This window comes from Nocardioides sp. (genome assembly GCF_036374615.1).
Classification (GTDB): Bacteria; Actinomycetota; Actinomycetes; order Propionibacteriales; family Nocardioidaceae; genus Nocardioides.
The window spans coordinates 1-2,181 of record NZ_DASUTK010000155.1 but is presented as its reverse complement, the minus strand read 5'-3'; the positions used below and the strand labels follow the sequence as shown (position 1 = coordinate 2,181).

Genomic DNA, 2,181 nt, shown 5'->3' with positions numbered 1-2,181 from the left:
GAGGCCACGACGAGGTTCGCGATGCGGTTCACCCGAGGGGGCAGCGTCATCGACAGCACGATCATGAAGATCGGGATGGCCACGAGGGTCAGCGCCGCGGTCGAGAAGGTCTGGGAGAGGTCGAACTCGAAGACCCGGCCGTCGAGGATGTCCTCGATGACGCCGGGCGTGAAGAAGTTGAGAATGTCCACGTAGGCGTACAGGAACATGAGGCTCGTCCATGCTGCGGCGAGCTTGGCTCTCACCGGGATCGGCTGGTCTTCCAGTGTGGTAGTGGGCTGACGTGTGCTCATCATGGGCTCCGTTGTTGTGGTGAGGATCGGAAGGTCCACGCTCGCTGAGCCCGGCAGCGGGCGCACCGGCCCGGAGGCCGGTATTCACCTGGCCGATGGCATGGTCTCTCTCTCGTACTTTCGGCCGGTACTCCGAGGCACGCCGATCCCTAGGCTTGAGCCGTGGTCACCTTCCGGCGCTCCCTCTGGCACGAGCCGCGGCCTGCTGACGCCCCACCCATCGGTCGGCTCGACTGGCTGCTGGTGGGAGTGTTCGCGGCCGCCGCCTTGGTCGAGGGCATCGTTCGGCCAGGCTTGGCCTGGCGACCCCTTGTGACGGTGCTCGCTCTGGTGCTGGCGCCTGCCCTGCTCTGGCGGCGGAGTCGCCCCCTCATGGCCACCCTGGTCGGGTGGGGCGTCGCCGGTCTGCTCTCGGTCCTCCAGCTGACTGCGCACGCCGGGAACCTCGGCCTCTACTCCATGATGGCCGTCCTGATCCTCCTCTACTCCCTGGTGCGGTGGGGCTCGGGACGGGAGATCGTCGTGGGGACGGCGTTCGTGACAGTCGTCGTCGCGCTGGGGCTGTACGCCTCCTCGGCGGGTTGGGCCGACGCTTTCGGAGGGATCGTCTTCTTGCTGTTGTTCGTCGCCCTCGCGGCGGTGTTCCGCTACCGCGCGGACCTCTGGCATCGCCAACAGCGCGAGATCCGCAATCAGGAGCGGGTCGCGCTGGCGCGGGAGCTGCACGACACCGTGGCCCACCACGTCTCGGCCATCGCGGTGCAGGCGCAGGCGGGTGGCGTGGTCGCCGGCATCCAGCCCGAGAAGGCTGTCGAGGTCCTGGCCGCGATCGAGTCTGAAGCGTCGCGAACCCTGGCGGAGATGAGATCCATGGTGCGGGTGCTGCGTGAGGAGGAAGCCGTTGCCTACTCCCCGCAGCTGGGCGTCGCGGACCTGCCTGCTCTGGCGCGCGCTGACGCGACGCCCACCGTCGAGGTCTCGCTGGACGGTTCGTTGACCCGGCTGGCAGGACCTGTGGACGCCGCGCTCTACCGGCTCGCGCAGGAGTCGCTGACCAACGCCGTACGGCACGCCCGGAGCGCGACCCGCGTCGGGATCGACGTACGCCGGGAGGGCGACGCCGTCAGGCTGCGTGTCAGCGACGATGGACAGACCGAGCGGGGACCAGCCCCGGAGCCTGGGTTCGGCCTGCTGGGCATGGCCGAACGCGCCCAGCTCCTCGGCGGATCGCTCTCCGCGGGGCCCGGGCCTGAGGGTGGCTGGGTGGTCGAGGCCGTGCTGCCGGTGGAGGCGCCGGCATGACCATCCGTGTCGTCGTAGCCGACGACCAGGACTTGGTGCGGACCGGGCTGGTGATGATCCTCGGCGCGCAACCCGACCTCGAGGTCGTGGGGGAGGCAGCAGACGGGCTCGCAGCGCTCGACCTGACGACCCGGCTGCGTCCCGATGTCCTCCTCGTCGACATCCGGATGCCCGGGCTCGACGGCGTCGAGGTGACGCGGCGCCTGGCCGGGCCAGACGTGACGGACCCGATGGCGGTCGTCGTGATCACCACCTTCGACCTCGATGAGTACGTCCTCGGCGCCCTACGCGCGGGTGCCCGCGGCTTCCTGCTCAAAGACGCCGGGCCGGAGCTCCTCGTGCAGGCCATCCACGCGGCGGCCAACGGGGACGCGCTGATCGCCCCCAACGTCACCCGCCGGCTGCTGGCGACCTTCGCCCACCAGGCGCCGGTGGTACCGGTCCAGCCCATCGACCCGCTCACCGAGCGCGAGGAGGAGGTGCTCGCGCTGGTGGCACGGGGCCGGACCAACGCCGAGATCGCCACCGAGCTCTTCGTCGGCCTGAGCACGGTCAAGACCCACGTCGCATCGTTGATGACCAAGCT

The 2,181-nt window shown here is 69.8% G+C and carries 3 protein-coding genes; 2 read left to right on the top strand and 1 reads right to left on the bottom strand.

The window, feature by feature from the left end:
• On the bottom strand, positions 1-332 hold a 332-nt coding region (locus VFZ39_RS12125; protein WP_330866021.1), incomplete at its 3' end, for a DUF6326 family protein.
• Between the two features lie 123 nt (positions 333-455).
• Between VFZ39_RS12125 and VFZ39_RS12120 the strand changes: the two genes are divergently transcribed.
• A complete protein-coding gene (locus tag VFZ39_RS12120; RefSeq protein WP_330866020.1) occupies positions 456-1,595 on the top strand; it encodes a sensor histidine kinase in 1,140 nt (379 codons plus the stop codon).
• On the top strand, positions 1,592-2,181 hold a 590-nt coding region (locus tag VFZ39_RS12115; RefSeq protein WP_330866019.1), incomplete at its 3' end, for a response regulator transcription factor. The genes VFZ39_RS12120 and VFZ39_RS12115, both read left to right, overlap by 4 nt.